The organism is Symbiopectobacterium purcellii, assembly GCF_019797845.1.
GTDB classification, from domain to species: domain Bacteria; phylum Pseudomonadota; class Gammaproteobacteria; order Enterobacterales; family Enterobacteriaceae; genus Symbiopectobacterium; species Symbiopectobacterium purcellii.
The window spans coordinates 1,742,908-1,766,173 of sequence record NZ_CP081864.1 but is presented as its reverse complement, the minus strand read 5'-3'; the positions used below and the strand labels follow the sequence as shown (position 1 = coordinate 1,766,173).

The 23,266-nt window shown below is 53.5% G+C and carries 21 protein-coding genes; 13 read left to right on the top strand and 8 right to left on the bottom strand.

From position 1 onward, the window contains the following. Positions 1-15: 15 nt before the first annotated feature. The 3 genes from fruA to fruB are packed head-to-tail and all read right to left on the bottom strand — an operon-like array spanning position 16 to position 3,786. Positions 16-1,701, bottom strand: coding sequence for a PTS fructose transporter subunit IIBC (gene fruA / locus K6K13_RS08140; RefSeq protein WP_222160346.1), 1,686 nt, complete (start codon positions 1,699-1,701; stop codon positions 16-18). Between the two features lie 16 nt (positions 1,702-1,717). Continuing rightward, entirely contained in the window at positions 1,718-2,659 is a 942-nt protein-coding gene (gene fruK, locus K6K13_RS08135; RefSeq protein ID WP_222160345.1) for a 1-phosphofructokinase, read from the bottom strand. Then, positions 2,656-3,786 carry a fused PTS fructose transporter subunit IIA/HPr protein gene (fruB, locus tag K6K13_RS08130; RefSeq protein ID WP_222160344.1) on the bottom strand — a complete coding sequence of 377 codons (1,131 nt, stop codon included), beginning with the start codon at positions 3,784-3,786 and terminating at the stop codon, positions 2,656-2,658. The genes fruK and fruB overlap by 4 nt, the downstream gene beginning before the upstream one ends. 422 nt (positions 3,787-4,208) lie before the next feature. Between fruB and K6K13_RS08125 the strand changes: the two genes are divergently transcribed. After that, positions 4,209-5,387 (top strand): sugar efflux transporter, encoded by a 1,179-nt coding sequence (locus K6K13_RS08125; protein WP_222160343.1) that lies wholly within the window; start codon positions 4,209-4,211, stop codon positions 5,385-5,387. Between the two features lie 15 nt (positions 5,388-5,402). On the opposite strand, the gene K6K13_RS08120 is transcribed toward K6K13_RS08125, so the two are convergent. Then, positions 5,403-5,657 carry a YkgJ family cysteine cluster protein gene (locus K6K13_RS08120; RefSeq protein WP_222160342.1) on the bottom strand — a complete coding sequence of 85 codons (255 nt, stop codon included), beginning with the start codon at positions 5,655-5,657 and terminating at the stop codon, positions 5,403-5,405. Positions 5,658-5,868: 211 nt separating this feature from the next. Between K6K13_RS08120 and mtr the strand changes: the two genes are divergently transcribed. The 9 genes from mtr to yejF all read left to right on the top strand — a co-directional run bounded on the left by mtr (position 5,869) and on the right by yejF (position 16,443). Further along, positions 5,869-7,119: a tryptophan permease gene (mtr, locus tag K6K13_RS08115; protein WP_222160341.1), complete on the top strand. Its 1,251-nt coding sequence runs from the start codon at positions 5,869-5,871 to the stop codon at positions 7,117-7,119. Positions 7,120-7,250: 131 nt separating this feature from the next. After that, positions 7,251-7,823 carry an elongation factor P-like protein YeiP gene (gene yeiP, locus K6K13_RS08110; protein ID WP_222160340.1) on the top strand — a complete coding sequence of 191 codons (573 nt, stop codon included), beginning with the start codon at positions 7,251-7,253 and terminating at the stop codon, positions 7,821-7,823. Positions 7,824-7,895: 72 nt separating this feature from the next. Beyond that, positions 7,896-8,888: a CobW family GTP-binding protein gene (locus K6K13_RS08105; protein ID WP_286206785.1), complete on the top strand. Its 993-nt coding sequence runs from the start codon at positions 7,896-7,898 to the stop codon at positions 8,886-8,888. A gap of 33 nt (positions 8,889-8,921) precedes the next feature. After that, positions 8,922-9,692: a phosphatase PAP2 family protein gene (locus K6K13_RS08100; protein WP_222160339.1), complete on the top strand. Its 771-nt coding sequence runs from the start codon at positions 8,922-8,924 to the stop codon at positions 9,690-9,692. A gap of 342 nt (positions 9,693-10,034) precedes the next feature. Beyond that, positions 10,035-10,610 carry a bifunctional murein DD-endopeptidase/murein LD-carboxypeptidase gene (gene mepS / locus K6K13_RS08095; protein WP_222160338.1) on the top strand — a complete coding sequence of 192 codons (576 nt, stop codon included), beginning with the start codon at positions 10,035-10,037 and terminating at the stop codon, positions 10,608-10,610. A gap of 301 nt (positions 10,611-10,911) precedes the next feature. After that, entirely contained in the window at positions 10,912-12,720 is a 1,809-nt protein-coding gene (locus K6K13_RS08090) for an extracellular solute-binding protein (RefSeq protein WP_222160337.1), read from the top strand. A 9-nt stretch (positions 12,721-12,729) separates the two neighbouring features. Beyond that, positions 12,730-13,824: a microcin C ABC transporter permease YejB gene (locus tag K6K13_RS08085; RefSeq protein WP_222160336.1), complete on the top strand. Its 1,095-nt coding sequence runs from the start codon at positions 12,730-12,732 to the stop codon at positions 13,822-13,824. Then, entirely contained in the window at positions 13,821-14,846 is a 1,026-nt protein-coding gene (locus K6K13_RS08080) for an ABC transporter permease (protein WP_222160335.1), read from the top strand. The genes K6K13_RS08085 and K6K13_RS08080 overlap by 4 nt, the downstream gene beginning before the upstream one ends. Position 14,847: 1 nt before the next feature. Beyond that, positions 14,848-16,443 carry a microcin C ABC transporter ATP-binding protein YejF gene (gene yejF, locus K6K13_RS08075; RefSeq protein WP_222160334.1) on the top strand — a complete coding sequence of 532 codons (1,596 nt, stop codon included), beginning with the start codon at positions 14,848-14,850 and terminating at the stop codon, positions 16,441-16,443. A 36-nt stretch (positions 16,444-16,479) separates the two neighbouring features. Here the strand turns inward: yejF and K6K13_RS08070 are convergent, their stop codons facing one another. From K6K13_RS08070 to rsuA, 3 genes are all read right to left on the bottom strand, one after another. Beyond that, positions 16,480-16,839: a YejG family protein gene (locus K6K13_RS08070; RefSeq protein WP_195312834.1), complete on the bottom strand. Its 360-nt coding sequence runs from the start codon at positions 16,837-16,839 to the stop codon at positions 16,480-16,482. Positions 16,840-17,297: 458 nt separating this feature from the next. Then, positions 17,298-18,425, bottom strand: coding sequence for a Bcr/CflA family multidrug efflux MFS transporter (locus K6K13_RS08065; protein ID WP_222161011.1), 1,128 nt, complete (start codon positions 18,423-18,425; stop codon positions 17,298-17,300). Between the two features lie 225 nt (positions 18,426-18,650). Next, the gene (rsuA, locus tag K6K13_RS08060; protein WP_222160331.1) at positions 18,651-19,352 is read right to left on the bottom strand and encodes a 16S rRNA pseudouridine(516) synthase RsuA; all 702 of its coding nucleotides are present in this window, start codon (positions 19,350-19,352) and stop codon (positions 18,651-18,653) included. Positions 19,353-19,579: 227 nt separating this feature from the next. On the opposite strand from rsuA, the gene K6K13_RS08055 reads away from it, so the two are divergent. The 3 genes from K6K13_RS08055 to rplY all read left to right on the top strand — a co-directional run bounded on the left by K6K13_RS08055 (position 19,580) and on the right by rplY (position 22,046). Then, positions 19,580-19,819 (top strand): YecH family metal-binding protein, encoded by a 240-nt coding sequence (locus K6K13_RS08055; RefSeq protein WP_222160324.1) that lies wholly within the window; start codon positions 19,580-19,582, stop codon positions 19,817-19,819. Positions 19,820-19,822: 3 nt separating this feature from the next. Next, the gene (radD, locus tag K6K13_RS08050; protein ID WP_222160322.1) at positions 19,823-21,589 is read left to right on the top strand and encodes a DNA repair helicase RadD; all 1,767 of its coding nucleotides are present in this window, start codon (positions 19,823-19,825) and stop codon (positions 21,587-21,589) included. Between the two features lie 172 nt (positions 21,590-21,761). After that, positions 21,762-22,046: a 50S ribosomal protein L25 gene (gene rplY / locus K6K13_RS08045; protein WP_222160321.1), complete on the top strand. Its 285-nt coding sequence runs from the start codon at positions 21,762-21,764 to the stop codon at positions 22,044-22,046. Between the two features lie 103 nt (positions 22,047-22,149). On the opposite strand, the gene yejK is transcribed toward rplY, so the two are convergent. Next, a complete protein-coding gene (gene yejK, locus K6K13_RS08040) occupies positions 22,150-23,157 on the bottom strand; it encodes a nucleoid-associated protein YejK (RefSeq protein WP_222160320.1) in 1,008 nt (335 codons plus the stop codon). Between the last annotated feature and the right edge of the window lie 109 nt (positions 23,158-23,266).

The following is a 23,266-nucleotide window of genomic DNA, read 5'->3' as shown; positions in this document are numbered from 1 at the left end:
GTATTGGCTTACCACTTACGCCGCTTTCACCAACTGCTCGTCAGGGCGCTTCAGCACAGCATACAGCAGGCCCGCCACCGCCGTGCCCGCCAGAATCGCGAACAGGTAACCCAGTACCGGCGTGATTGCCCCTGGGATCAACAACACAAACAGCCCGCCGTGTGGTGCCATCAGGTGTGCGCCCACGGCCATCGACAGCGCCCCAGTAATGGCTCCCCCCAGAATACAGCACGGAAGTACACGCATCGGGTCACGTGCCGCGTAAGGGATTGCCCATTCAGAGATAAAGCACAAGCCGAGCACAAATGCGGCTTTGCCCCCTTCACGCTCGGACGCGCTGAATTTCTTCGCGGCCACCAGCGTCGCAAGGCCCATCGCCAGCGGCGGAACCATGCCTCCAGCCATAACCGCCGCCATCGGCGCGTAAATCTGGCTACTGAGCAGTGTGGTACCAAACACGTAGGCCACTTTGTTCACTGGACCACCCATATCGGTACACATCATGCCGCCCAGGATTGCGCCCAGAATCACCGCGTTAGCCGTGCCCATGGATTGCAACCAACTGGTCAAGCCCGTTAGGATTTTCGCCACCGGCGTACCTACCACGTAGATCATGATGAGACCGGTGATGAGCGTCGCCACCAGCGGAATAATCAGGATCGGCTTCAGGGCAGACATACTTTGCGGCAGCTTGACATGGTCACTGAGCGCTTTCGCCAGATAACCCGCCAGGAAGCCAGCAATAATACCGCCCAGGAACCCCGCACCGGTACTCATGGCCAGCATACCGCCAACCAACCCTGGTGCCAGACCGGGACGGTCAGCAATAGAGAATGCAATGTAACCCGCTAACACCGGTACCATCAGCTTAAAGGCAGAACCGCCCCCGATGGTCATCAGGTGTGCTGCCAGCGTGCCTTCCTCTTTAAACGCCTCGATGCCAAACAAGAACGAGAGCGCGATACACAAGCCCCCCGCCACCACCACCGGCAGCATGTAGGACACGCCCGTCAGCAAATGGCGGTACGGCCCGGAGCCGCCCTTTTTCTGTCCGGTACTGGCTGGTTGTGCACCACTTTGCGCCGATGACTGGTACACCGTGGCTTCTGCCTGCGCTTTATCCAGTTCCTGCGCCGTTTTCTTCAGCGCAAGACCGGTTGAGGTGCGGTACATTTTTTTGCCGGCAAACTTCGACAGATCCACTTCAATATCCGCTGCCACAATAACCAGATCGGCCTGCTCAACTTCTTCCGGCGTGATCGCGTTACCCGCGCCAACGGAGCCGCGCGTTTCCACTTTCACCCACCAGCCGCGTTTTTTCGCTTCCTGCTCGATGGCTTCTGCTGCCATAAAGGTGTGTGCCACGCCGGTCGGGCACGCCGTCACCGCTACGATACGCGGTACTGAAGACGCACTCACCGCCGCCGCAGGAGCCTGATACAACTCAGCCTGTGCTTTCGCCTGCGTCAGGAATTGTTCTGGCTGGCTGGCAGCCAGTTCAACATCACCGACATACACCTTTTTGCCATTGAGCGCGCTGTCAGCAGACAGTGCACCGCCCAAGACAATCGCCAGATCGCTTTCATTGATCTTGTCAGTCAGCGTCAGGTCCGCTTTCGCAGCCGCCGCGCCGAGCAGTTTTTTCACCAGGTGGCTTCTGGCAAGCCCCAGTGATTTATCTATTATTAGCAGCGTTTTCATGATCTATCTCTTGCTGTTAGTGATTGAAGGGTTTCAGGTCGACACGCGCCATCATCGCGGCCAACTGAGGTCGATCGGTAATGCCAACATTGCTTTGGCTTACGGCCAGCGCCGCAACAGCGGTTGCCAGTCGTAAGGTGTGTTCACTTGATTCACGCATTAACAGGCCATAAATCAATCCGCCGACCATGGAATCACCGGCACCTACGGTGCTGACAACATCGCAAGCCGGTGGTTTGGCCAACCAGGCACCTGAGGCGTTGACCCACAGAGCACCTTCCGCCCCCAACGAGATCACCACATGAGCGATACCTTGCTCGCGCAGCGCATGGGCAGCGTCTACCACATCTTCCAGCGTGGGCAGCTTACGGCCTGCCCAGATTTCCAGCTCACGACGGTTGGGTTTCACCAACCAGGGCGCGGCTTTCAGCCCAGCGACCAACGCCTCACGGCTGCTGTCGAAAATAATGCACGGGCATTGGGTACGCAGGCGTGACATCCAATCGGTAAACGCATCCGGATCGACGCCCGCAGGCAAACTGCCACTGACGGCAACCATGTCGAACTGCCCTAACCAACTGAGGGAATCATTGACGAAGCGCTGCCAGTCTTGCTGTGTGACATCGAACCCAGAGAAGTTGAGATCGGTCACTTCACCGGCTTTTTCCGTCAGCTTGACGTTGATACGCGTGCGGCCGGGTACAACCTGAAAACGGTTGGCAATGCCCAGTTCACTGAACAATTGCTGAAAGCCGTCCTGATTGTCTTTGCCCAGAAATCCACCCACCGTGACGTCAATCCCGAGGTCTTTCAGCACTTTGGCAACATTAATACCTTTGCCTGCGGCGTGAAGACCTGCCGTCTGCACCAGGTTGACTTCACCCCGTTCAATTTCGGGGCAATATCCCACCAGGTCATACGCGGGATTCAGGGTAATGGTGGCAACTCGCCTGCTCATGCTGCGCCCTCTCCTAATCCAGAATTAATCGCTTCGCCAATCGCCGCTAATGCCTGTTCAGCATCGCTGCCCGCTGCGGTAAAACGCAGCTTATGGCCCTTTTTAACGCCCAGTGCCACCACTTTCATCAGGCTGCGCCCGTTAGCCGGTTTACCGGTACCATCCAGGTTGGTCACCGTGATCTCGCTGGTGAACTGCTTGATAACATTCACCAACATGGTCCCCGGACGTGCGTGCAGCCCGTGCTCGTTACGGATGGTGTAATCGGCAGTCAGCACATCGTTTTCTTCCGGTACGTCGCTGGTCAGCAATGCCAGCAGCGTGGCGGCATCAGCATTCAGCAAGCGTTCAGCTTTTTGTGCGATCAGCAGGTTGCTTAAATAATCGATAGGGGATAACGCTTGTTCATCTGCGGCCGCGACCGTGATCAACAGTGCAACCGGCTCGTCATAGGCGGTAAACGCGGTGGCGGGACGGCTTACGGTAACCGCACTCGCCAGATTGCCCTTCGCGTTATCGCTCAACCACACCCCTTGCCCCAGATACAGCGGCTTCTGGCTGACGACTGCGCTGACAAACCCGGCATCGACGGCACCGATCTGCTGCAAACGGCCCGCATTCAGCGCCTGTAATGTCAGCAGGCTGTCCGTGGCGACGTCCAGCGTAATCAACGAGGTATCAAAGCGGAAATCCGCACCCTGCTGCTCACCCATCAGCAAACTGCGTAACTCTTCTGCTGACGCGGTTTTTGCCATCCGCGCTGCCACGCTTTCATCGCTCAGCACGTGGGTTAGCTGACGCAATAACGCCAGGTGTTCATCCGAGCGGGCTGCGATGCAGAGCACCACATAGGCCGTTTCCTCTCCCCAGGCAATCCCCTGCGGAAATTGAAACACCTGAACGCCAGTTTTCAGCACCAGATCGCGCGTATCGGTTGTGCCGTGTGGGATAGCAATACCATTGCCTAAATAGGTCGACGTTTGCAGTTCGCGCTGCAACATGCCATCGACATACGCCGGGCTGACACACCCGGCAGCAGCCAGTGCGGCCGCCACTTGCTGGATAGCGTCCTGCTTGTCGCTGGCAGTGGCACCCATATGAATATCTTGCTGTGATAACTGGAACATGACGCTCCTCTCCGCTTTTGTTGAATCGTTTCAGCAAACAAATGAAGATGTAAGGCCACGAATGGCAAGCAATGCAAAAAAGGATGACTGAAACGTTTCACTGAGTCTGGGCCTAATGTTGCTTTTATGCAAATATTCCACGACTTTCATGTGATGGATTTTTGACATCACGCACATTTTAGCCATTCAGCATGCTGAATTAATAGTAGAAAACCGAAGCAGCTGAAGGCCTGCTGAAGCAAAAAAGATGAAACAGCTTTTCAGAACGCGCAAAGCTCGCGTAAAATGCGCACGCTCGCTGTGGTATCAGGCTTGCATTATCTGACTCAAACGGCACTGACTCTCATCTTGCACGTTTTTTGCACGCGCGTATCGCCCATACGTTTTCTGACTCACAAACGCACTGCCCTAGATTGTTAACTATGTCTATATTGAACTCCGTGTTGCGGCGTCAGCCCGATCTGACATCCTCTGCGTTCCTGGTTATTGCTTTCCTGACCGGTATTGCCGGGGCATTGCAATTGCCGACGTTGAGCCTGTTCCTTTCGACCGAAGTGAAGGTAAACCCGCTGATGGTGGGGCTTTACTATACGGGCAGCGCCGTTATCGGCATTGTGGTGAGCCAAATGCTGGCCACGCGCTCCGACAAGCAAGGCGATCGTAAGCGGCTGATTCTGCACTGTTGTATACTGGGTGCTCTGGGATGCGTGCTGTATGCCTGGAACCGTAATTACTTTATCTTGCTGATTGTCGGCGTCATTCTTTCAAGTTTTGGTTCGACGGCTAACCCACAGTTGTTCGCGCTGGCGCGTGAGCACGCCGACCGCACCGGGCGTGAAGCCGCAATGTTCAGTTCGGTGATGCGTGCTCAAATTTCCCTGTCCTGGGTGATTGGTCCACCCGTGGCCTTTGCCCTGGCGCTGGGTTTTGGTTTCCCGGTGATGTACCTCAGCGCAGCCGTTGTCTTTTTGCTGTGTGGCGCGTTGGTGACTTTTCTGCTCCCTTCAATGCCAAAATCCGCCTTGAAAACGGATACTACGCTGGCATCACCGCGTCAGAATCGGCACGACACGCTGCTGCTTTTTTTCGCCTGTACCGCCATGTGGACGTGCAACGGGGTTTACCTGATCACCATGCCTTTATATGTGGTCAACGCGCTGGGACTTTCTGAAAAACTGGCCGGGATCATGATGGGCACGGCGGCAGGCCTGGAAATTCCTGTAATGTTGATTGCGGGCTATGTGGCAAAACGCGTTGGCAAACGCTTTTTGATGCGCATTGCCGTTGGCGCAGGCCTGCTGTTTTATGTTGGATTGGTGCTGTTTAGCGCAGAGTGGGCACTGCTAGCATTACAACTGCTGAACGCCGTTTTTATCGGTATTTTGGCCGGTATTGGCATGCTCTATTTTCAGGATCTGATGCCAGGACAGGCGGGCACCGCCACAACGCTGTTCACCAACACCACGCGCGTAGGTTGGATCATTTCCGGATCGCTGGCGGGCATCGTAGCGCAATTCTGGGGATATCACGCAGTCTTCTTTATTTCCCTGCTGATGAGCGTGGGGGCAGCTTACTGTATGTGGAAAATCAAGAATGTATAAACAACACGACGTCTATCAGGGCGCCGTTTCTGCTTCTAGCCGTAAAAGATAAATCAGCGCATCACCACGGTTTGTCATACACATCTCCGCCTGCGGTTGCAGCGTTGCGCACACCGCAGGTCGCAACGGTGAGCCAAACAGGCCACAGCGCATCGCAGCATCAAGATGAAGGCAGCGTACGTTGGCGGGCTTCCCCTCGGGCATTCCCGGCAGCGGAGTGGATATTGACGGGGCGATACAACAAGCCCCACAGCCTGAACGACATTCCATCCTGTTTACTCGCATGGCGGGTTTAGTGGCTGCTCCAGCCTAGCAAATTTGCTCGATAACGCCAGTTCAATACAGAGACATTCACCATTTTTCCCGTTTTTATCCCCATAAGCGTTGGCGATTTCACGTTTTACTGGCAGATCGACGATTTACTTAGCCATAAGTTTTTAGTATCATTAAACTAGTACAATACATCTACCTTGGAGCTGCAATGTCAGCCGACGTTTTCCCGCTTTCCCGTTCTCGCTCTGCCTTTGGCGGTGCTATGATCATTGCAGGCACTGCAGTAGGTGCAGGCATGTTTTCCATCCCCATCGTTACCGCCGGTGTCTGGTTTAGTGGCTCCGTGTTGTTGCTGGTTGCCACCTGGTTTTGCATGTTTGCCTCCGGGTTGATGATTCTGGAAACCAACCTGCACTACCCCGCTGGTGCCAGCTTCCACACTATGGTGAAAGATCTGCTCGGAAAACAGTGGAATACCCTGAACGGCCTGTCAGTGACCTTTGTACTTTATATTCTGACCTATGCCTATATATCTGCCGGTGGTTCCATCATCACGCACACGTTGGCAGATATTTTTCCCATCGGGCACGCCATATCAGGGGGAATGTTCTCCCTGCTGGTCGCCTTTATTGTCTGGCTCTCCACGCGCGCCGTGGATCGACTGAGCACCCTTCTGATTGGCGGCATGGTAATTACTTTTGTGCTGTCAGTGAGCGATCTGCTCACTCAGGTCAACCATCCTCGTCTGCTGATGAGTGCGCCCCCGGATGCCCCCTACTTTCCCTATGCGCTGGCCGCCTTGCCCTACCTGTTGGCCTCTTTTGGCTACCATGGCAATGTGCCTGGTTTGGTGAAGTACTATCATAAAGAGGGCCGCACGGTGGCGCGCAGCTTGTTGTATGGCACGTTACTGTCGCTGGCGATCTATTTGCTGTGGCAGTATGTGATTCAAGGCAACATTCCGCGTGAAGGGTTTAAAGCCGTGGTCGCCGAAGGCGGCAACATCGGCAATTTGCTTCAGCACATGGGTAGCGCTGCGCAAAGTGCTTATCTGATCCCCTTGCTAAACGCCTTTTCTTATATGGCGCTGGCCAGTTCGTTCCTCGGCGTATCCTTGGGATTGTTTGATTATATTCACGACTCTTTTTCACTGGCAGACACGCCGCGAGGCCGCACACAGGCCGCCAGCATGACCTTCATTCCGCCAACGCTTGCCGCCTTGCTCTATCCGGATGGCTTTCTGCATGCCATCGGCTTTGCGGGACTGGCGGCGACGCTGTGGGCGGTGATCATTCCCGCCTGTATGGTGGTGGCCGCCCGAAAGCGCTTTGCGTCTGATAGCACGACCTATCGCGCACCGGGTGGAATGTGGCTGGTGGTTATCGTTCTGGCGTTTGGTGCCATCAACATCGTGGCGCACCTGCTCACGCTATTGGGTGTTCTGCCGGTGTACGCCTGACCGACCTGCTATAAAATAGAACGACAGCGATGAATGCACGAGCGGATGATAAAATGCCGCTTGCCTGAATTCAGCGGCGCGAGTAACGTGTCGCCACAAAAATGTCTTTTTCTTTATTACAGGGTTTTTTCATGGCAAGAGCGAACGAAATCAAACGTGGCATGGTGATCAATTACGGTGGCAAACTGCTGTTGGTAAAGGATGTCGATATCCAGAGCCCCAGCGCTCGCGGCGCCAGCACGTTGTACAAAATGCGTTTCTCCGATGTGCGTACCGGCCTGAAGGTTGAAGAACGTTTCAAGGGTGACGACATTCTCGATACCATCACCCTGACACGCCGTTTTGTCACCTTCTCCTATGTGGACGGTGATGAGTACGTCTTTATGGATGATGAAGATTACACGCCGTATATCTTCAAAAAAGAGCAAATTGAAGACGAACTGCTGTTTATACCGGAAGGCGGGATGCCAGGCATTCAGTTGCTGACCTGGGATGGACAAATCCTGGCGCTGGAACTGCCGCAAACGGTGGATTTGGAAATTGTCGAGACCGCACCAGGCATCAAAGGAGCTTCCGCCAGCGCCCGCAACAAACCGGCGACGATGAGCACCGGTCTGGTGGTTCAGGTGCCAGAATACCTGAGCGCGGGTGAAAACATTCGTATTCATATCGCTGAGCGTCGCTATATGGGCCGCGCTGACTAAGTCTCTCTCGCGCCGGTCATTGACTGGCGCGCCTCTCGCCTTTCCCATGCATACGTATTTCCGGAGTCTGATGTGTTGACCAAAGTAAACCTGATCACTGGCTTTCTTGGCAGCGGCAAAACCACCACCATTCGTCATCTGCTGAAACAAAAACCCGATGATGAAGTGTGGGCAGTACTGGTCAATGAATTTGGTGAAATAGGCATCGACGGCGCGTTGTTGTCTGACAGCGGCGCGGTATTGAAAGAAATCCCCGGCGGTTGCATGTGCTGCGTGAACGGTCTGCCGATGCAGATTGGCCTGAATATGCTGTTGCAACAAAAGAAGCCGCACCGTTTACTGATCGAACCGACCGGCTTGGGACACCCGAAGCAGATTCTTTCGTTGCTCACCGCGGAAAGCTATCAACCCTGGCTCAGTTTGCAGGCATCTCTTTGCCTGCTGGATGCGCGGCAGTTACAGGACACGCGTTACAGTGAAAACGAAAACTTCCGCGATCAGTTAGCCGCTGCGGACATTATCATTGCCAACAAGCAGGATACCTACCGCGTGGACGACATCGCCGCGCTACAGCGTTGGCAACAGACTGAAGCGGGCGATCGCCCTATCGTGAGCGCCGCCCAGGGCGAAATCGATGTGTCACTGCTTGATGAACCTCGCCGCAACACGCGCGAACTTCCTGATGGTGCACATCATCATGCCCATGCTTCAGAGCGCGGATTGGCCGCATTGCGTCTGCCCGGTGGCGAAGCCTGGCGCCGCGCGCTCAATGAAGGACAAGGTTACTTTGCCTGTGGCTGGATTTTTTCACCAGAAACGCAGTTTTCCACCACAGCACTGTTAGATTGGGTTCGGTTGACGCCGGTCGACCGTATTAAAGGCGTGATGCGTATTCCCGAAGGGACATTGATTATTAATCGGCAGGGATTGGACCTGCATATTGAAACCAAACCGCTTCCCCCACTCGACAGCCGGATTGAGTTAATTCACACCGCATCGGCACCGTGGAATCAGTTCCAAAGCCAGCTGTTGAACTCCCGTTTAAGCTTTCAGGAATACGATTAAAGCGTTTTTTTCTTAATATTTTGAGTTTCTTGCATGTCACAACGTCAGTTTTTTGCCATTCTGCTGCTCAACGCCGCAGGCGTGGTGCTGTTCTTTTCCTGGTATCTTCCTGCTCATCACGGATTCTGGTTTACCCTCGACAGCGCCATCTTCTTTTACTTTAACCAGCATCTGGCAACCAGTCCGTTGCTGCTCTATACGGTTGCCATCACCAACAACCGCGCTTTCGATGCCTGTGCCCTGCTGGCGATGGGATTGCTTTATCTTTACCATTATCGGCGCGGGGATAGCACTGAACGCCAGCGCTTACTGATTATGGGCGTGGTCATGCTGATTACCGCCATAGTGTTGAATCAGTTAGGCCACTTGCTGCCAGTACAACACGCCAGCCCGACCTATTATTTCAGTAATATCAATCGAGTAGCGGAACTGACCGGCTGGCCGACCAAAGATGCCTCCCGTGACAGCTTCCCTGGCGATCACGGCATGATGCTGATGATTTACGCCGCTTTTATGCTGCGCTATTTTCCGCGCCGCTCATTGTTGATCTCATTGGCCATCGTGGTGGTTTTTGCCACACCGCGCGTAATGATCGGTGCCCACTGGTTTAGCGACATTGCGGTGGGTTCCCTGTCTGTGGTTTTGGTGGCACTAAGCTGGTGGCTGATCTCACCGGCCAGCGACGCAATGATTAATTTTTTGCATCGTTCATTACCGGCGCTAGACGCCCCTCTCTTTGGCGCAACGCCACCAACCTGCACCGGCATTCTGGCCCCAAGCGCCTGGATGCCGGCCTGTCATTAGAATGTCATCTGTCTGCGTTAGGGTTACCCGCGCTTTTAGGATAAATCCTATCCGCAATTTTACGAATTATTACATCATTAATTCTTATAAAGAATTTCCATAAAAAGGCTCGCAATCGCCGGAGCGTTAGGGTAGTCTCTGTAAAGTTTGAGTTTTACCGAACGCAGTTACCCTCGCAATGGAAGAAATTATGTGCGATTCCACACAGTTTCATCCTCAAGTGGTTGGTCCAGGTGAAACTCTGTTTTAGTCTGACTCTCGTTTCGTTTCGGCGTTTATATATGGCGTAGTTGCATACATGACGATGGTGGTCGTTAAGGAAATCAAGGGAACATAACGATAATGGTCAAATCTCAACCGAGCCTGAGATATATCTGGCGGACAATTCCCGCTTTGGCGATGGCACTTGCGCTATCTGCTTGTACAAATACAGGATCTCATCAAGCACAAACTGATCGTTCTGCAATAAATGATAAAGACAGTCTTTTATTGCAGGCCTCTCAGGACGAATTTGAAGCCATGGTGCGTAACCTTGACGTCAAATCCAAACTGATGGATCAATATGCCAGTTGGAAAGGTGTGCGTTACCGTTTAGGCGGTGACAGCCGTAAAGGCATTGATTGTTCTGCCTTTGTACAGCGTACCTTCCGTGAACAGTTTGGCATGGATCTACCGCGTTCGACTTATGAACAGCAGGAAACAGGCACCCAGGTGCAACGTAGCAAACTTCGCACCGGCGATTTGGTACTGTTCCTTGCGGGTTCTACCGGTCGTCACGTTGGCATCTATATCGGTAATAACCAGTTTGTTCATGCCTCCACCCGTGCGGGTGTGATGATTTCCAGCATGGATGAAGTGTACTGGAACAAACGTTATCAAGAAGGCCGTCGCGTCATTAGCAAAAGTGCGACCAGTTAATAGCCTAACCAGTTAGTCACATTTCCCTTGATGTGCAAAACGAAACGAAAACAGAGCGCCGCTTAATCCGCGGCGTTTTTTTTGCTATTCACCTTGCATCCACCAACCTCCCCGCTTGATGAAAACCTGCTCAACCCTCTGATATAAAGTAGGTTACTCGTAACTTTCATGGTAAAAAGGTACGAGCTTGCCTATTGCCCATAGGCGGCAACATCGGTTTGACCTATATTCAAATGAAAATCACCGCAACTTTGGTCTGATGCAAGATAATTGCACTGATTTGCAGGAGAAACACAGCGCAATGCTAAAACGTGTGGCCACTCTGGCTTTGCTCGGTTCTCTTTGTTGGGGAGCCTTTGCCGATACCGTCCAGCAGAACACCTCGTTCGCCTTGTTGGGAGAGCCTAAATACCCCGAGGGATTCACGCATTTTGGTTACGTCAACCCTGACGCGCCCAAAGGGGGGAGCATTACGCTCAGCGCGCTGGGAACCTATGATAACTTCAACCGTTTCGCGTTACGCGGCGTGGCAGCTGAGCGCACCGAACGCCTGTACGATACGCTGTTTACCTCATCCGATGATGAACCGGGCAGCTTTTATCCGCTGATTGCACTGTATGCACGTCATGCTGACGATTTCCGTTGGATGGAAGTGGAACTGAATCCAAAAGCCACGTTTCACGACGGCTCACCGATTTTAGCGTCTGACGTAGCCTTCACCTTCACGATGTTTATGACGCAAGGGGTTCCGCAATTCCGGGTGGTGTACAAGGGTGTCACGGTAACCGCTATTGGCCCGCGCACCGTGCGACTGGAAATGCCTGAGCCAGATAAAGAACGGCTGCTGGGATTGCTGACATTGCCCGTTATGCCTGAGAGTTTCTGGAAAAATCACAGTCTTGCCGATCCGCTGGCCTATCCCCCACCGGCCAGTGGCCCCTACCGCATCACGTCCTACCGCACCGGCCAGTACGTTACCTATAAACGGGTACAAGATTACTGGGGTGCCGATCTGCCGGTGAACCGCGGTTTGAATAATTTCGACCAAATCCGTTACGACTACTACCTGGATGACAGTGTCGCGCTGGAAGCGTTTAAGGCGGGCACTTTCGATCTACGTGTTGAAGGGTCACCCAAGCATTGGGCAACACAGTATCAGGGCGGTAACTTCGCGCGGGGTTATATCATCAAGCGCGATCGGACGAATCAGGCGGCACAGGATACCCGCTGGCTGGTGTTCAATATTGAGCGTCCACTGTTTCAGGATCGCCGCATCCGACAAGCCATTGGGCTTAATTTTGATTTTAACTGGATGAACAAAGCGTTCTATTACAACGCCTATCAGCGCGTCAACAGCCTGTTCCAAAACACAGAATATGCCGCGCAAGGAACTCCCAGCCCAGAGGAATTGAAATGGCTGGAGCCGCTCAGAGACAAAATACCGCCCGAGGTGTTTGGCCCCAGCTTTCAACCGCCAGAAAGTGATGGCAGCGGCTACGATCGCGCCCATTGGCAACAAGCCTTGCAACTGCTTGAGGACGCAGGCTGGGAATTAAAAAACCAGACGTTGGTCAACCGCAAAACCGGGGAGCCTTTTAGTTTCGAGTTATTGCTTCCCAGCGCTGCCAACGTGCAGTACGTACTGCCGTTCCAGCAAAATCTCAAACGATTGGGCATCGACATGAAGCTGCGCCTGATTGACAGCGGGCAGTTTACCAATCGTCTGCGCGCCCGCGATTTTGATATGCTCGCCCGCCTTTACCCGGCAAGAATTTACCCGGATGGCAACCTGAAATTTGGCTGGCATACGAAATACCTCGATTCAACCTATAACACGGCGGGTGTGAGCGATCCGGCCATCGATGCACTTATAGAACAAATCGATGCACATCAGGGCAATAAGGCAGAATTGCTGATATTAGGCCACGCGCTGGATCGGGTGGTGACCTGGAATCAATTTATGATCCCCATGTGGTACTCCAATCACGATCGCTACGCTTACTGGGACAAATTCGCCATGCCAGAAACCCGTCCGACTTATACGTTAGGGCTGGATAGCTGGTGGTACGATGCACAGCGGGCGCAATCATTGCCGCCCGAACGCCGTTAAGGAGCCATGGTGGGAACCTATTTACTACGCCGACTTTTGCTGGTGATCCCCACGCTGTGGGCCATTATTACCATTAACTTTTTTATTGTGCAGATAGCCCCAGGTGGGCCGGTTGATCAGGCCATTGCCGCCATCGAAATGGGTCAGGGCAGCGGGTTTGGTGCCGGTGGCGGTATGGATGGCGCGATGGCGCGCAGCGGCGGGGGTACACTGACCGTGGAAAATGCCTACCGTGGCGCTCGCGGGCTGGACCCAGAGTTGATTGCGGAAATCACCAAACGCTACGGGTTTGATAAGCCGATTCACGAGCGCTATTTCACGCTGCTGTGGAACTATGCCCGATTAGATTTTGGCGATAGCTTGTTTCGCGGCTCCTCGGTGATGGAGCTTATCAAGCAGAGTATGCCCGTTTCTATCACGCTGGGATTATGGAGTACGCTGATCATTTATCTGGTCTCAATCCCACTTGGCATCAAAAAGGCTGTAAGAAGCGGCACACCGTTTGATACCTGGAGCAGCACCCTGATTATTGTCGGCTACGCTATCCCGGCATTCTTGTTTGCCATCCTGCTGATTGTGCTGTTTGCCGGCGGCAGCTATCTTGATTGGTTCCCACTGCGCGGGCTGGTATCGAGTAACTTCGACACCCTGCCCTGGTACAGCAAAATCACCGATTACCTGTGGCACATCACGCTGCCTGTACTGGCAACGGTGATTGGCGGCTTTGCAACGCTAACCATGCTGACCAAAAACTCGTTTTTGGACGAGATTCGTAAACAATACGTTGTCACCGCGCGTGCCAAAGGCCTGGATGAAAACAGTATTCTGTACCGCCATGTCTTCCGCAACGCCATGCTGCTGGTGATTGCCGGGTTCCCGGCGACCTTTATCAGCATGTTTTTCACCGGTTCACTGCTGATTGAGGTGATGTTCTCACTCAACGGGCTGGGTCTGTTGGGCTATGATGCCACACTGCAACGCGACTACCCGGTGATGTTCGGTACGCTCTATATCTTCACGTTGATTGGTCTGCTGCTGAATATTGTCAGCGATATGACCTATACGCTGGTCGATCCGCGTATTGATTTTGAGGGGCGCCAATGAGCCGAATCAGCCCAATAAATCTGGCGCGCTGGGCCCGTTTCCGCGCCAATCGTCGTGGCTACTGGTCACTGTGGATCTTTCTGGTGTTGTTTACCCTCAGCCTGTTCGCCGAACTGCTGGCCAATGACAAACCGCTGCTGGTGCGCTATGACAACCGTTTTTATGCGCCGTTGCTGGTGAATTACCCTGAAACCACCTTCGGCGGCCAGTTTGCCACCATCACGGATTTTCGCGATCCCTATGTGGCAGCACGTATCACGCAACACGGCTGGAGTATCTGGCCGCCGATCCGTTATCGCTACGATACCATTAACTATGCCACCACCCAGTCATTCCCCTCCCCGCCCTCTGGACAGAATTGGCTCGGCACTGACAGTCAGGGGAAAGATGTGGTAGCGCAAGTGCTATACGGCTTTCGCATTTCCCTGCTGTTTGGGCTTTCACTAACCCTGTTCTCCAGCCTGATTGGCATTGTGGTCGGCGCAACGCAGGGTTACTACGGTGGCAAGCTCGATTTGTGGGGGCAGCGCTTTATCGAAGTCTGGTCGGGCATGCCGACCCTGTTCCTGATTATCTTGCTGTCCAGCGTTATCCAACCTGATTTCTGGTGGCTACTGGGTATCACTATTCTGTTTGGCTGGATGAGTCTGGTGAACGTAGTACGCGCCGAATTTCTGCGGACCCGTAATTTCGACTACATCCGTGCGGCGCAGGCCATGGGGGTAAGCGATCGGGTGATCATGATGCGCAGTATGCTGCCTAACGCCATGGTCGCGACGTTAACCTTTCTGCCGTTTATTTTGTGCAGCTCAATCACGACCCTGACATCGCTCGATTTTCTGGGTTTTGGGCTTCCGGTCGGTTCGCCGTCACTGGGCGCACTGTTGCTGGAGGGCAAGAACAATCTTCAGGCTCCCTGGCTCGGCATTACCGTATTTCTGGTGTTGGCAACCCTGTTGTCGTTACTGATTTTTATTGGCGAAGCGGTGCGCGACGCTTTTGATCCCAGCAAGGCACATTGATATGAACCCAACTCCGCTGTTACAGATTCAGGATCTCAGTATCGCGTTTCGCCAGGGCGAGCAGGTGCATCAGGTTGTGGATTCGGTATCCCTCAACGTTGAGCGCGGTGAAACGCTGGCGCTGGTGGGTGAATCCGGCTCGGGCAAGAGCGTCACGGCGCTGTCGGTACTGCGCCTGCTGCCTTCTCCGCCGGTTATCTATCCTCAAGGCGATATCCTGTTTGACGGCGAATCGCTGCTGCATGCGCCAGAAACACGCTTACGCGAACTGCGCGGCAACCGTATAGCGATGATCTTTCAGGAACCGATGGTGTCACTGAACCCGCTGCACAGTATTGAAAAGCAATTGATAGAAGTGTTGACATTGCACCGCGCAATGACCCGGGACGTTGCGCGCGGTGAAGTCCTTAGCTGTTTGGATCGCGTTGGCATACGGCAGGCGCAAACGCGCCTGAAAGACTTTCCTCATCAACTGTCGGGTGGTGAACGCCAGCGGGTGATGATCGCGATGGCTCTGCTGATGCAGCCAGATTTACTGATTGCCGATGAGCCAACCACCGCGCTGGATGTCACCGTGCAGGCACAAATTCTGACCTTGTTACGTGAACTTAAACAGGAGTTGGGCATGAGCCTGCTGTTTATCACGCATAACCTGAATATCGTCAAGCAACTGGCTGACAAGGTGGCTGTGATGCAGGGTGGACGCTGCGTAGAACAAAACCGTTGCCTCGATCTGTTTGCCGCACCGCAGCACAGCTACACCCGGCAACTGTTGGATGCCGAACCCTCCGGTTCCGCCCTGCCTCTGCCGGACGATACGCCGACGCTGCTACGCGTAGAAAAGCTCTCGATTTCATTTCCCATCAAACGTGGGCTGTTGCGCCGCACCGTAGCAGAAAAAAACGTGGTCAATGGCTTGAATTTCACCTTACGCCGTGGCGAAAGCCTGGGACTGGTGGGCGAATCCGGTTCAGGGAAAAGTACCACCGGACTGGCATTGTTACGACTCATCGCCTCACGCGGTAACATAGTGTTTGATGAACACCCGCTGCATCAATTTAATCGCCGCCAAATGTTACCGCTGCGTAGCCAGATCCAGGTGGTGTTCCAGGATCCCAATTCGTCATTGAATCCACGGCGCACCGCGCTGCAAATTATCGAAGAAGGGCTGGAAGTGCACCAGAAGATGAGTGCCTCCGATCGAGAACAGCGGGTTATCGAGGTGATGCGCGAAGTTGGGCTTAACCCCGAATTTCGTCACCGCTATCCGTCGGAATTCTCCGGCGGCCAGCGGCAGCGCATTGCTATCGCCAGAGCGCTGATACTCGAACCCGCACTGCTGATCCTTGACGAACCCACTTCGTCACTGGACAGAACCGTGCAGGCGCAGATCCTGACATTACTGAAAACGTTGCAGCAAAAACGCCATCTAGCCTACCTGTTCATTAGCCATGACTTACAGGTGGTGCGCGCGTTGTGCCATCAGGTTATCGTGCTGCGTCAAGGCGAAGTGGTAGAACAGGGGCATTGTGAACAGGTTTTTTCAGCGCCACAGAGCGCCTATACACAGGAACTGCTGCGCATGGCTACCCTGTAACGGCACAACACGCCATGTCATGGTAGGGCATGGCGTTTAAAACGGATAGAGCGCGCTCAGGGGCTCTGCGATAGCAACGCCCACATTTTTGAGACGACACAATGCCGTGCTTTCATCATCTCGGTGCAAAAACAGACACGGTTCCCCTTCCCATTCCAACACCGCACAATCAATCTGAATTTCAGCCAGCGACTGGTTCAACTGACGTAAAATAACCCAGGCCATTTCGCCGTCATGGCTTAATAATTTAAAGCCAATCAGGTTGTTGTCCTCATCTCGTCCCCGCAGGGGAATACCGCTCAGCGGAATCGGTTCCACCTTGATACCGGCAAAACCCGATAGCCAACGATAACTTTGCGGCAAACGATGCACTACCGAAAGTTGGAGAGTGTCCACTGTTACTTTCCCTCAGGTATGATGATGGTCAACAAACGCAATGACATTGGCGTCAAAGAAAGAACGTTTACTCTCAGTGCCCTGATAAGACGGCACTGCTGAATGAGCATTTCTACAAGAATCCGCGTTGCAATAGTCATAAGTCACCCTTCTTAGCGAATGGAAATGATTGCAATACTGATTAATGCCACGTTGATCACATTTTAAGATTTTTATAGGTTGCCCTATATTTAACGCTTTCCCTGCAATATCTCAACCCCTTTTATTTACATTGTTCACTTTTAAATCATACATTTTACATTTATAGAACAACATTCCAAAAAAAGACAATGTGATATCGATAACACTTGACCGTGATGAAAAAGAGAAGATCAAAATAATGGCGTCCGACCTGAGGGTCAGCAAACAGAGGCTTCCGTTCACCGCATCACTGCGGCAAACGGAAAAGCGAGGTCGAATCAGCGTGCGCGGGCGGCGTAACCATAAAGTAGAAAGGCGGCCACGGAGCAAAGTGACATGGAGGCGATCATCGGCCAGGCGCTGGTAAAACTCACCAGCGACAGCAGGCTTCCGACCAATGCACCCATACCAAAACGGAGCGTGCCAGCCAGCGAGGATGCGGTGCCCGCCATATGCGGAAAGTCATCCAGTATCACGGCCATGGCATTTGACATCACCATCGCGATGCAACCGACATAGATAGCGACCCCCAACACCAACGGCAAAAAGCCCAGATTCAACGCGTAGATAGCCACCAGCGCGATACCGACAGCGAACTGTATCAGTAACCCGATGCGAAACATCTGGTTCGCCCCTAAGCGGCGCACCACACGGCTATTGGTGTAGGTGGTCAGGAACAGGAAGACCACGTTCAGGGCAAAGTAATAGCCGAAATGCTGCGGAGACACACCGTAGAGGTCGATATAGACAAAAGGGCCGGCGTTTAAAAAAGAGAACATGCCAGAAAACGAAAATCCGCTTGCTACCATGTAGCTAAAGACTTTTTTGTGGCGAAACAGCGAGGCGAAATTCCCGGCGGTGGTACGAAAATGAAACGGCTGGCGTTTCTCTACCGGCAACGACTCTTTAACAAAACGCATCACCAGCACCGAGGCAATCAATGACAACCCGGCCAACGTCCAGAAAATTGCATGCCAGCTAAACCACAGCAGCAATACACCGCCCAACATCGGCGCCAACAGCGGTGCGACCGTCATGACCAGCATCACAAATGACATCATGCGCGAAAATTCATCTTTGGCGAAGGTGTCACGCATCAGCGCATTAATCACCACCGCAGACGCCGCCGCTGACAAGCCGTGCAGCATGCGCAGCACGGTAAGCTGCTCAATGGTCTGCGCCAGCGCGCAGGCCACGCCAGCCAACATAAAGACCAGCGTCCCCCCGAGTATCACGGGTTTACGTCCCAGGCTGTCCGCCATCGGGTCGTAGAATAACTGACCGATAGCAAACCCCATAATGTAGGCGCTTAACGTCATCTGCACCTGGCCCGGCTCTACGCCGAACGCTTTGGCAATCACCGGCAGCGCCGGCAGGTACATATCGATGGCAAACGGTGTCAGCATCGACAACAAGCCAAGAATAAAAATCAAGCCACGATGTGATGGCGCTTTCCCCACTGCATGTCTCCCAGCGTTTTGCCCGCAAAATAAAAAAATTCACCGCAGCGGCAGGCCTCCACCACGGTGACGGTTTACACAGCATGATGGCCGGTTTGTCGGCACATCGTGTTTACCTCAGAGGGATGACAAGCGCATGACACATACTGAGTGAGCATGGCGCACGTCGGCTCAACGCGGCATAACGCTGGCCACTTCCTCTTCCGTCAGTGTGCGATACTCGCCCGGCTCAAGCGCATCATCCAGCGCAATGCCACCAATACGCTCGCGGTGTAACTCAACCACGCGGTTGCCCACGGCGGCAAACATGCGTTTAACCTGGTGGTAGCGCCCTTCCCCAATGGTTAACCGGACTTGGTGATCGTCCAGTTTTTCCAGTTGTGCGGGTTTGGTCAGCGATTTTTCGCCGTGTAATTGCACCCCCTGCTCAAACAGGTGTGCGGTATCCTCCGCCAGCGGCTGCTCCAACGTCACCAGGTAGGTTTTTTCACAGTGGTGCTTGGGCGACGTGATGCGGTGCGACCATTGCCCATCGTCGGTCAGCAATACCAGCCCGGTAGTGTCAATATCCAGTCGACCAGCGGCATGCAGTTTGTGCGCAACCGGTTCATCGATAAAATAGAGGATGGTCGGGTGATCCGGATCTTCCGTTGAACACACGTACCCCTGCGGTTTGTTAAGCATAAAGTAACGTGGACCATTCTGCTGCACCAGCGCATTGCCATCGAATGCCACCTGATGGTCAGGTACCAACTTGAATGCGCCGCTTTTAACCACTTCACCGTCTACCGTAACGCGCTGCGCACGCAGTTCCCGCGCCACCAATGCGCGGCTGATCCCGAGTTGCTGGGATAAAAATTTGTCCAATCGCATGAGAAAATCAAGTGCCTGTCTGGGTTAAGGAAGGAAAATCATGCCGTAGTATAGCGAGTGATAGCGATTGCTCCTAGAATGTCCGACGTTTTCCCCCCGAGGCGGTAATGGATACGCACAAAATGTGCGATTGCGTTTCATTAACCACAGACGAGGGTTCGCCCTCGGCGCATAAAAATATAGAATAAATACATCTTTTATTTTCAAGGTTATTACAGGAGCACACGATGTCATCTATTCACGGCCATGAAGTACTGCATATGATGTTGGATTCTGCTGAATCCTACACCACGGAAGGGCTGATTGCCGCCATTGAGGCGCGTTTCGGGAGCGACGCGCGCTTTCACACCTGCTCCGCTGCCGACATGAGCGCGGCCATGTTGGTGGATTTTCTGGCAAACAAAGGCAAGTTTATCCCGCAGGATGCCGGGTTTAACACAGCAGCCAGCAAGATCTGCCAACACTAAGCCATGGCGTTCACCCTACGCCCCTATCAACAGGAAGCCGTTTCCGCCACGCTGGCCTATTTTCGGCAACATCAACACCCTGCGTTGATCGTACTGCCCACTGGCGCAGGAAAAAGTCTGGTGATTGCCGAACTGGCGCGGTTAGCGCGAGGGCGTGTGTTGGTGCTGGCGCACGTCAAAGAGTTGGTTGAACAGAATCACGCCAAATATTGCGCCTGGGGATTGAATGCCGACATTTTTGCTGCCGGGCTAAACCAGCGCCGTAGCGAAGGCAAAGTGGTGTTTGGCAGCGTGCAATCCGTGGCGCGTAATCTGCCTGCCTTTACCCAGTTCTCGCTACTGATTATCGATGAATGCCATCGCATCAGCGATGATGATGACAGCCAATATCAGCAAATCATTACGCACCTGCGCGCGCAAAACCCTGCGTTGCGCCTGCTCGGCCTTACCGCAACCCCCTATCGCCTGGGCAAAGGCTGGATATATCAGTATCACTATCACGGCATGATACGCGGTGATGCTCAATGCCTGTTTCACGACTGTATCTATGAATTACCGCTGCGTTACATGATCAAACATGGCTTTCTGGTGCCGCCACAGCGCCTGGATATGCCGGTGGTGCAGTATGATTTCAGCCGTCTGAACGTACACCCTCACGGCCTGTTCAGCGAAGCGGATCTCAACCGCGAATTACGACGACAGCAGCGCGTCACGCCCCAGATTGTTAATCAGATAGTCAGCTACGGCACCGAACGTAACGGTGTGATGATCTTTGCGGCAACCGTGGAGCATGTCCGAGAAATTCACAGTCTGTTACCGCGGGGAAAAGCCGCTTTTATCAGCGGAGAAACTCCTGCCGCCGAGCGTGATGCGTTGATCGCCGCCTTTAAGCAGCAACAGTTGCACTATCTGGTTAATGTGGCGGTGTTGACGACGGGCTTTGATGCGCCGCACGTCGACGTCATCGCTATCCTGCGCCCAACGGAATCCGTCAGCCTGTATCAGCAGATCGTCGGACGCGGCCTGCGCCTGTCACCGGGAAAAACGGATTGCCTGATTCTGGATTACGCCGGGAATCCCCACGATTTGTATATGCCGGAAGTCGGCAGCCATAAACCGCACAGCGGTAGTCAGCCGGTACAGGTGCTTTGCCCGCAGTGCGGTTTTGCCAACCTGTTTTGGGGAAAAACCACGGCGGAAGGTGATATCCTCGAACACTATGGCCGCCGCTGCCAGGGCTATGAAGAAGACGACAGCGGTGTACGTGTACAGTGTGATTACCGGTTTCGCTTCAAAGTATGCCCGGAATGTGGCGCAGAAAACGACATTGCCGCGCGTCGTTGTCACCAATGCGATCATATTATGGTCGATCCTGACGACATGCTGAAAGCCGCACTCAAGTTGAAAGATGCCCTGGTGTTACGCTGTAGTGGCATGCAGATGACGACCGGACAGGATGAGAAAGGCGAGTGGCTAAAGATCACTTATGTTGATGAAGACGGTGCGGACGTCAGCGAACGTTTTCGCCTGCATACGCCTGCCCAGCGCCACGTATTTACTCAACAGTTTTTACGGGTGCACCAGCGTGCGCCAGGACTGACACTGACATGGCAATCCGCCCAAGATATCTTGCGCCAACAGACCGCCCTGCGTGCGCCAGACTTTGTCATAGCGCGACGCCAAGGCAAACAGCGGCAGGGCTTTTGGCAAGTGAGGGAAAAACTGTTTGATTATGAAGGTCGTTTTCGCCGCGCCAATGAATTGCGCTAGCGGCCCCAACACAGTTTCATTTGCCGCCACGCGGATATTCCGTTAGAATGCAGCCCGCTTTTGTCATGCAAAAGCCACTCTGTTCCATTGTGAATAACACATTCCATTGCGAATAACCTAACCTGTTGCTGGGTCGCCTGTAGCAGGTGTATTTTCTAAAGTAGAGAAAATCATGATCACAATTAATGTTGAAGTACGTAAAGAGCAGGGTAAGGGTGCGAGCCGCCGCCTGCGCGCAGCCAGCAAATTCCCAGCCATCATTTACGGTGGTGCGGAAGCGCCGGTATCTATCGCCCTGGATCACGACAGCGTTAAAAACCTGGAAGCTAAAGAAGGTTTTTACGGTGAAGTTCTGACCCTGGTTGTCGATGGCAAAGAAGAAAAAGTTAAAGTTCAGGCTGTTCAGCGTCACGCTTACAAGCCGAAACTGACTCACATCGACTTCGTTCGCGCTTAATCGTTTGGGGAAACCTGTGGGACGCCGCGTGTTTTCCTAGCAAGCAAGAATGTCGATAAGAAAAACGCCGCTTATGCGGCGTTTTTCGTTTTCAGGTCGCTTATTAATCACCGCTGCTCAAACGGCGCTGTAGCTGATCGCGCAAATTCGGCGGCGTCCCTTTGATGGTAAGCGTGTCAGTCGTCGGATCCCAGAAGATACGCTCGCCCAGCAGCAAGGCATCAAAATTGATCGTTAAACCTCCGCCACTGCCAGCAAACTTGGTGAGTTGGCGTAGCGTACTACGATCCGCAGGGAAACTCTCTTCCAATTCATAGTCCTGCTCTTGCGAAAAAGCATGGAAGGTTTTCTCTCCCAGCGGCGGCAGTTCCTGCGACAACGCCGCAACCTCTATCTCTTCCCCAGCCTGCAACTGCTCATTGCAATAGCTGTACACCTGCTGACGGTATTGCTGACGCTCGTTTTTATCCAACTGCGCCTCGGCGCAATAATCGTCTACCGCCTGCAACAGGCCGCGATTCTGCGCCTTGGTATCAAGCCCTGCGCTGGCGCCGAGGAAATCCATAAAGAAATCCGCGACCTTGCGCCCTACCCGCCCTTTCAGGAAGGTTAGATAGCGTTGAGATTCCGGATTGGTCTCCCACTCCGTGAGATCGATACGCGCCACAATATCCGCATGGGGGATATCCAGATAGTGCGTGCTGCTGATATCCAGCTGTTCATTGACGCGCATGCTGCTGCAACTGTTCAACACCGCCACCAACAGATACTCAACCGCCAGATAGCGGTATTGGCAGAACAGCACGATGCCGCCCTCCGCAAAGGGATATTTCGCCAGTTCATCACGCAACCGAGCGGTAGCCGCGCGACTAAACCCGAGAAAATCCTCCTCCCCTTTACGGCAGCCACGCAGTGCCTGGGCCAGTTCGCTCTGTTCCTCGAACACGCCGTAGGCCTTGTTTTTCGCACTGTAGACGCGGTGCAGCTCAGCCATCATCTCGTCAACGGCGGGGGTGGCATCTAATAACGAATCCCGTAACACCAACTCCAACGTTTGCTCATCGCGTTTGACAAGCTGATGCAAGGCAATCTGGTCGATATCCAGACTCATGATAAACTCTCCTTTTGGCAAGGAGCGTATTCAAACACCAACGCAGGTCCCCTGCAAGAGAAAGCCTGCACCCACCAACGGTTGACGCTAAAATGATAAAATTGCGGAA